The sequence below is a fragment of the Asticcacaulis currens genome, assembly GCF_028550395.1.
In the GTDB taxonomy this organism is placed as follows: domain Bacteria; phylum Pseudomonadota; class Alphaproteobacteria; order Caulobacterales; family Caulobacteraceae; genus Asticcacaulis; species Asticcacaulis currens.
Genome location: NZ_JAQQKW010000015.1, coordinates 52,266 through 58,605, shown reverse-complemented (window position 1 = coordinate 58,605; position 6,340 = coordinate 52,266). Strand labels below are relative to the sequence as shown.

Here is a 6,340-nt window from a genome sequence, read left to right as displayed (position 1 = left end):
CTGAGCCACTCCATCGGCGCCGCTGTCGCCTGGTCCACGCGCTTCAAGCAGCGCCATCAGGCCCTAACCCGCGATCCCATCCCTGACCATCGACGCGTCTTCGATGCCATCAAGCGCCAGGACGCCGGCGCCGCAAGGTGGTGCATGGAATCCCTCATCCGAATGGCCCTCGACGACACCCAGCGCTCCATGCAGACACAGTATCTCGAACCGAGGGGGTAAGGGATTTGCGCTTAGGGTAAACAGGTGTTAACGCCCCGCTAAGACAGAGGCGGTTAAAATCGCCGCAATACCGGTACAGGGCCCCATGAGCGACACCACTCCCATCACGGCGCGCGTCGAAATCGTCAACGACAAGGGGCTGCACGCCCGCGCCTCTGCCAAGTTCGTCAAAACCGCCGCTCAGTTCGACGCACAGATTTACGTGCTCAAAGACGAGTCGCGCGTCGATGCGCAGTCGATTATGGGCCTGCTGATGCTGGCGGCGTCCAAAGGCACCTTTATCGACATCGAGGCCGAGGGCGAACAGGCGCAGGCCGCCATCGATGCGCTGGTGGCGCTGGTGTCCGACCGCTTCGGGGAAGAATCGTAGGATGAAGCGCCTCGCCCTCCTCCTTGCCTGTGCGCTGTTGAGCAGCGCCGCGTATGCCGAACCGCCCGACGGCGAAGGCGCGTCGGGACCAGTGGGGGAAGAGAGCGCACCCAAGCCCAAACCCAAGCCGCGTCCCAAGGCGAAACCCAAGCCCAAGGCCGTCGCGCCCGCGCCCAGACTGCCGGAGGGACCAATCCCCTATACGCAGTTACAGAACGCCCCGGTCGCCAAAACCGACGCGCACACCTCCCCGGCTGTGGTCGCCCATATGGCTCCGTCCGTGTCGCTGCCACCGCCGCCCGTGATAGCCGCCGTGCCACCCATAGTGACGCCGACCGCCCCCTCCGAGGCCCTGCCGCTGAGCCCCAGCGTCACCCACGACCTGAAGTGCGAAACCCAGGTCGTTGGGCCCAAGGGCCTGATCTCCAAAGGTCAATTCTATCTGGAGGTCGAGCTGTCGGACGTCTTTCCCGAAGACACGGCGCGCTTCAAAATGGTGATGGCCGATCCGCGCCATCAGAGCCTGCTGAAGGACACGGCCTGCGAAACGCTCGATTGCCGCGTAACGATCAGCGCCAACTATTACGACCTCTATAATGCCCGCACCAAACGCGGCGCGCAGTTGCGCGTGACGCTGGATCGTCATACGGGGGCCTATCTGGCGCGACGCACCGACGGCAAGCTGCCGCTGGGGGGCTCGACCCTGATCAAGGAAGGGCCGGGTGAATACGAAGAAGGCTATTGCACGCTCCAGAAGCGCCCGGAAAAACTCTTCTAATCCCGATGATAGGGCGACCCGCTAAGGATCGTCGTCGCCCGGTACATCTGCTCAGCCAGCATCAGCCGCACCAGCGCGTGCGGCCAGGTCTGAGGCCCGAAGGCCAATGAAAAGCGCGCCGATTTGACCAGTTCGGCGTCGAGCCCGTCCGCCCCGCCGATCAGAAAGGCCAGCTTGCGCTCGCCGGAGTCTTTCAGCTTATCGACGCGCTGGGCGATCTGACGCGAGGTCAGAAGCTCACCCCGCTCATCGCAGGTGATCAGGCACACGCCCTCACCTAGTGCCGCGCGAATGGCCTCGGCTTCCCGCGCCTTGTTGAGCAGGGAGTCCTGAGACTTTGCGGTCTTTTTCGGCTCGATCTCCAGCAACTCCGCCGGACCCAGCCCCAGCGGGCGGCCGCTCAGGGTGGCGCGACTGAGATAGTCGCGTGTCAGGGTGTTTTCCGGGGTGTTGCCGAGCTTGCCGACGGCGGCGAGGATAAGTTTCATGAGAGGCTAAAATAAAAAGGGAGCCGCGAGGCCCCCAAAATCGCACACGATCAGCCCCCTCCCCAGCGAACCGGGGAGGTATAAAGACATTAGTGGCTATCGACCGTGTGGTTCGACGACACCGACCAGATCTTTTCGATATTGTAGAAGCTGCGCACTTCCGGACGGAACAGGTGGACCACCACGTCGCCGGCATCGAGCAGCACCCAGTCGCAGGCCGGCAGACCTTCGACGCGCGCCTTGCCAAAGCCCGCGTCTTTCAGCGCGCGCATGACGTGATCGGCCAGAGCGCCGACGTGGCGGTGCGAACGGCCCGAAGCGATGATCAGGGTGTCGGCCACCGAACTTTTGCCGCGCAGGTCGATGCACACGATGTCCTGCGCCTTGTCGTCATCCAGCTTGTTCAGGATGAGGGTTTCGAGCGAGGTTTCCTCGAAATCGGCGGTACTTTGGTCGATGTCCGCCGGGAGGGCGGCGGGTTCCGAATGCGCGTCTTGCGCAAGCTGACGAGACAGGGTTTTACTCCATATGTGGATAAGTTGACCTCACCCTAGCACAGACAGGGGCCAAGGTCACGGTTAGTAATGCAGCCGCCGCCAATTTTATAATGAGGGCGGGGTTTCCCCCTCGGCGACCTTCTTGCGCTGGGCGCGCAGGGCCGTCGAAGAGATATTGTGCAGCGGCCCTTTGAGATAGGCCCAGGCCGGGGCCGGAAGTCCGCTGAGGATGCGGCCCTCGCGCTCCTTGCGCCGGTAGTGGGCAAAGCGCCGGGCGGCGGGCGACAGTCGGCTTTTCATCAGGACGCCGGGGCGCGAGACGATGGCAATGGGGATCATGCGCGCGATCTGCACCCAGCCGCGCCAGCGGTGGAAGCTCGCCAGCGAATCCCCGCCCATGATCCACACGAACTGCACCCCCGGATAGCGGGCTTTCAGGGCGCATAGCGTATCGAGCGTATAGGTGGCGCTGATGCGGGTCTCAAAATCCGAAATAATGTCCTTGGGCCCGACAAACGGACGGATGGCGGCGATGCGCTCGCTCAGAGGGGCCGTATCGCGCTTCGATTTCAATGGGTTCTGGGGCGAGACGAGCCAGATGATGCGATCGAGCCCCAGACGCATGCGCGCCGTTTCGGCCACATGGGCGTGGCCTTCGTGCGCCGGGTTGAATGACCCGCCGAACAGGCCGATCTTCATGCCGCGTTCGAGATGGAATCCCGGTCGCAAGGCACCGTGGCTCAGTGTATGGAAGAGGGGGGCTGGACCGGCGAACCACATCAGCGTGCGCCCCCTCCGTCACGGACGCCACGCTGACGCGCGCGCCGCGACACCTCCCCCGCTGACGCGGGGGAGGAGGAAGGGAAGCCAATCGCTGCGACGCCCCACACCACGCCTTATCTATCCCACGGATCATAGGTGGAAGGGGCGGGCGAGTCGCCGGCCTTTTCGGCCTTCTCGCCTTCGACGATCTTGGCATGGGCAGCAAACAACAGGTCGCGCACGCCTTCGCCGGTGACGCCGGAAATGAGGTAGGGCGTCTGACCCGATGCTTTTTTCAGCTTTTTGGTGAGGTCCTTGCGCGCCTCGGCATCGAGCGAATCCACCTTGTTGATGGCCACGATTTCCGGGCGCTTGGCCAGGTCTTCGGCATAGGCGACCAGCTCGTTACGGATGACCTTATAGGCCTTGACCGGGTCTTCCTGCGTGCCATCGACCAGATGGATCAGCACCTTGGTGCGCTCAACATGGCCCAGAAAGCGCGTGCCGAGCCCGGCCCCTTCCGAAGCGCCTTCGATCAGGCCGGGAATGTCGGCAATCACGAAACGCTGTTCGGCCCCCAGATCAATGACGCCCAGATTGGGGGTCAGGGTGGTGAAGGGATAGTCGGCGATCTTGGGGCGCGCAGCAGACGAGGCCGCAAGGAAGGTCGATTTCCCGGCATTGGGCAGGCCGAGAAGACCGGCATCGGCGATCAGTTTCAGCCGCAGCCAGATCCACTTTTCTTCGCCGTCCTGACCGGGCAGGGCGAAGTCAGGGGCCTGATTGACCGGGCCTTTGAAGCGCGTATTGCCCCAGCCACCATTGCCGCCCTTGAGCAGCATGACCTTTTGCCCCGGCGTGTCGAGATCGACGATCAGGGTTTCGTGGTCTTCCTCGAACACCTGAGTGCCGACCGGCACACGCAGCACGAGGTCTTCGGCATTGGCACCATGCATCTGCCGCCCCATACCGTGCGTGCCGGTATTGGCCTTAAAATGCTGCTGGTAGCGATAGTCGATCAGGGTGTTCAGCCCTTCGACCGCCTCAACCCACACCGAACCGCCCTTGCCGCCGTCACCGCCGTCCGGCCCGCCGTTCGGAATGAACTTTTCGCGGCGGAACGACACGGAGCCCGCGCCGCCATTGCCGGAGCGGATGAAGATTTTACACTGGTCCAGGAATTTCATGAGTGGGGTATCAGGGGCGAGAGGTGATCAAAAAGCGAGGCGGCTACCGCCGGGAAGCGGAAGCCGCCTTTGTGAACCAAGTTGAAGGGAAGATCAAATTTTGCGAAAGGCCTTATGCTCAATTTGATCACATGTCTGAATTTAAAGGAGGCGGATCATATGCAGCGCCTCGTGCGGGCCCTGACGGGCCAGCGAGGTTTCCGGTGTGCGGCGGCCGGTGTACAGGAACCCCGCCCGCGCCAGCATCCGCGCCGAGGCCGCGTTGTCGGCAAAGTGCGCCGCATGCAGCACCCGGTGACCGCCAAAGCGTTCGGCATAGCCGATCAGGCCTTCCAGCGCTTCGACGCCAAAGCCCTGCCCCTGATGTTCGGGGGCAATGCAGATGCCGACGGACGGGCCGAACTGATGCAGGCCCGACGCCTGACCGCAGGTCGTGCGCTCCAGACCCACCACCCCGATCAGGGTTTCGTCGGCGTCACGGATGCCAAACACCGGCAGGCGCGGCGAGGAATTGTGCCGCGCCTTTTCGACATAGGCCCGCGCATCGGCGTCGCTGAACGGATGGGCGATGGCGTGGGTCATGCGGGCCACCGACTGATGGCCGAAGATCGCCTTTACATCGTCCACATCATCCAGGCACAGCGGGCTGAGATAAAGGCGCTTGGTCTGCACGGCATAGCCGCTGCGGCCGGCGCGCAGGTCTTCGCGCTTGAGGCCAGCCACAGCCGGATGAGAGCCAGTGAATCCATGGGCTTCGGGTGTTCTGATGATCATGATGATACCCCGTTCCTTTAAAGATAAAGACGAAGGACGGCTTTCGCTTCGGGAAAGGCGCCGGCGTGCGATGGGTCCGATAGTCTTCAGACCCAGATCAGGATGTCGGGAGGTTTCGGTTTTTATGTGGTCCTAAGGTGACACAGACCGCATAAAATTTCCGCCGCCCGTGCCCCTGCGAAAATAAGCTTTTCGCAAATAGCTGGGGCCTGACGAACGGGGAACAAGAGAAGGGGCCAAAAGAAAAGGGAGCCCGGAAACTGATCCGGACTCCCCGTTCAAAGGCCATGTCCAGATCGGCTTAGTGACTAAGCGCGACCTGAAGCATCTGTATCAGGTCGCTTATTCGGCAGCTTCGGCGAGCGGCACGATCGACACGTAACAGCGGTTGTCACGCTTGGTGGTGAACTTCACATTGCCGTTCGCGGTGGCGAACAGGGTGTGGTCGCGGCCAAGGCCGACATTGTCACCGGGGAAGAACTTGGTGCCGCGCTGACGGACGATGATGTTGCCCGCGAGGACGCTTTCACCGCCAAAACGCTTTACGCCAAGGCGCTTCGATTCTGAATCGCGGCCGTTACGCGACGAGCCGCCGGACTTTTTGTGAGCCATTGTTGAACTCCTCTAAACGGTTGCGATTACGCTTCTTCGGAAGAGGCTTCGGCAGCCTTCTTCTTCGGAGCGGCTTTCTTCTTGGGAGCCGCAGCGGCTTCCTCGGCGACGACCGGAGCCTCAACGGCTTCAGCCAGAGCCTTCGGGGCCAGACCGCGGGCGCGGGCGTCCAGCTCAGCCTTGGTCACCAGCGAAACGGTGCCTTCCCAGGCGGCCGACTTGCCCGCACCGCTCAGAGCGGTGATGCGGATGACCGATTCCGGCTGACGGTGGCCGGTGGTGCGGCGATAGCCCTGACGGCGGATCTTCTTGAAGATCTTCACCTTCTTACCCTTGCGGGTTTCGATCAGGGTGCCTTCGACCACAGCGCCGTCAACGAGCGGCGCGCCAACCACGGCACCGGCTTCGTCGCCAACGAGGAGCACGTCTTCGAAACGGATGGCAGCGCCCGCGTCGCCTTCCAGCTTTTCAACGACGAGCAGATCGCCCGCCGCAACGCGGTATTGCTTACCGCCGGTCTTGATTACCGCATACATCGGTTTAGCCTCTAAGCTTTAGTGACTGGCAAACCCGACCGGTATAAAAACCAATGGTTCGCGCAAAAATCAGGTTTTCCGCAGGGCATGACCCTCGGAAGAGAGGGGCGCTTT

9 protein-coding genes and 1 pseudogene are annotated in these 6,340 nt (G+C 62.5%); 3 read left to right on the top strand and 7 right to left on the bottom strand.

The features are described 5' to 3' along the window. The 3 genes and pseudogenes from PQU94_RS17565 to PQU94_RS17555 all read left to right on the top strand — a co-directional run. Nucleotides 1–222: pseudogene (locus tag PQU94_RS17565) on the top strand (FadR/GntR family transcriptional regulator); the annotation flags it as partial. Between the two features lie 85 nt (nt 223–307). After that, entirely contained in the window at nt 308–592 is a 285-nt protein-coding gene (locus PQU94_RS17560; protein ID WP_272742726.1) for an HPr family phosphocarrier protein, read from the top strand. A gap of 1 nt (nt 593) precedes the next feature. Next, on the top strand, nt 594–1,370 hold the full coding sequence (locus PQU94_RS17555; protein ID WP_272742725.1) for a hypothetical protein: 777 nt from the start codon (nt 594–596) through the stop codon (nt 1,368–1,370). Here PQU94_RS17555 and rlmH read toward each other — a convergent pair. From rlmH to rplU, 7 genes are all read right to left on the bottom strand, one after another. After that, nucleotides 1,367–1,858: a 23S rRNA (pseudouridine(1915)-N(3))-methyltransferase RlmH gene (gene rlmH, locus PQU94_RS17550; RefSeq protein WP_272742724.1), complete on the bottom strand. Its 492-nt coding sequence runs from the start codon at nt 1,856–1,858 to the stop codon at nt 1,367–1,369. The genes PQU94_RS17555 and rlmH overlap by 4 nt on opposite strands. A gap of 89 nt (nt 1,859–1,947) precedes the next feature. Further along, nucleotides 1,948–2,394, bottom strand: coding sequence for a ribosome silencing factor (rsfS, locus tag PQU94_RS17545; protein WP_438263751.1), 447 nt, complete (start codon nt 2,392–2,394; stop codon nt 1,948–1,950). 66 nt (nt 2,395–2,460) lie between these two features. Then, nucleotides 2,461–3,135, bottom strand: coding sequence for a nicotinate-nucleotide adenylyltransferase (locus PQU94_RS17540; protein WP_272742723.1), 675 nt, complete (start codon nt 3,133–3,135; stop codon nt 2,461–2,463). A gap of 116 nt (nt 3,136–3,251) precedes the next feature. Further along, nucleotides 3,252–4,304: a GTPase ObgE gene (gene obgE, locus PQU94_RS17535; protein ID WP_272742722.1), complete on the bottom strand. Its 1,053-nt coding sequence runs from the start codon at nt 4,302–4,304 to the stop codon at nt 3,252–3,254. 141 nt (nt 4,305–4,445) lie between these two features. Then, nucleotides 4,446–5,078, bottom strand: a complete 633-nt coding sequence (locus tag PQU94_RS17530) for a GNAT family N-acetyltransferase (protein ID WP_272742721.1) — start codon at nt 5,076–5,078, stop codon at nt 4,446–4,448. A 342-nt stretch (nt 5,079–5,420) separates the two neighbouring features. Beyond that, nucleotides 5,421–5,690, bottom strand: coding sequence for a 50S ribosomal protein L27 (gene rpmA / locus PQU94_RS17525; protein WP_126421658.1), 270 nt, complete (start codon nt 5,688–5,690; stop codon nt 5,421–5,423). 26 nt (nt 5,691–5,716) lie between these two features. Then, nucleotides 5,717–6,226, bottom strand: coding sequence for a 50S ribosomal protein L21 (rplU, locus tag PQU94_RS17520; RefSeq protein WP_272742720.1), 510 nt, complete (start codon nt 6,224–6,226; stop codon nt 5,717–5,719). Nucleotides 6,227–6,340: the final 114 nt, after the last annotated feature.

Excerpts from the sequence above, each read along its gene's own strand:
- PQU94_RS17560 (WP_272742726.1), top strand. The coding sequence starts at position 308 with ATGAGCGACACCACTCCCATCACGGCGCGCGTCGAAATCGTCAACGAC.
- PQU94_RS17555 (WP_272742725.1), top strand. The coding sequence starts at position 594 with ATGAAGCGCCTCGCCCTCCTCCTTGCCTGTGCGCTGTTGAGCAGCGCC.
- rlmH (WP_272742724.1), bottom strand. The coding sequence starts at position 1,858 with ATGAAACTTATCCTCGCCGCCGTCGGCAAGCTCGGCAACACCCCGGAA.
- PQU94_RS17540 (WP_272742723.1), bottom strand. The coding sequence starts at position 3,135 with ATGTGGTTCGCCGGTCCAGCCCCCCTCTTCCATACACTGAGCCACGGT.
- obgE (WP_272742722.1), bottom strand. The coding sequence starts at position 4,304 with ATGAAATTCCTGGACCAGTGTAAAATCTTCATCCGCTCCGGCAATGGC.
- PQU94_RS17530 (WP_272742721.1), bottom strand. The coding sequence starts at position 5,078 with ATGATCATCAGAACACCCGAAGCCCATGGATTCACTGGCTCTCATCCG.
- rpmA (WP_126421658.1), bottom strand. The coding sequence starts at position 5,690 with ATGGCTCACAAAAAGTCCGGCGGCTCGTCGCGTAACGGCCGCGATTCA.
- rplU (WP_272742720.1), bottom strand. The coding sequence starts at position 6,226 with ATGTATGCGGTAATCAAGACCGGCGGTAAGCAATACCGCGTTGCGGCG.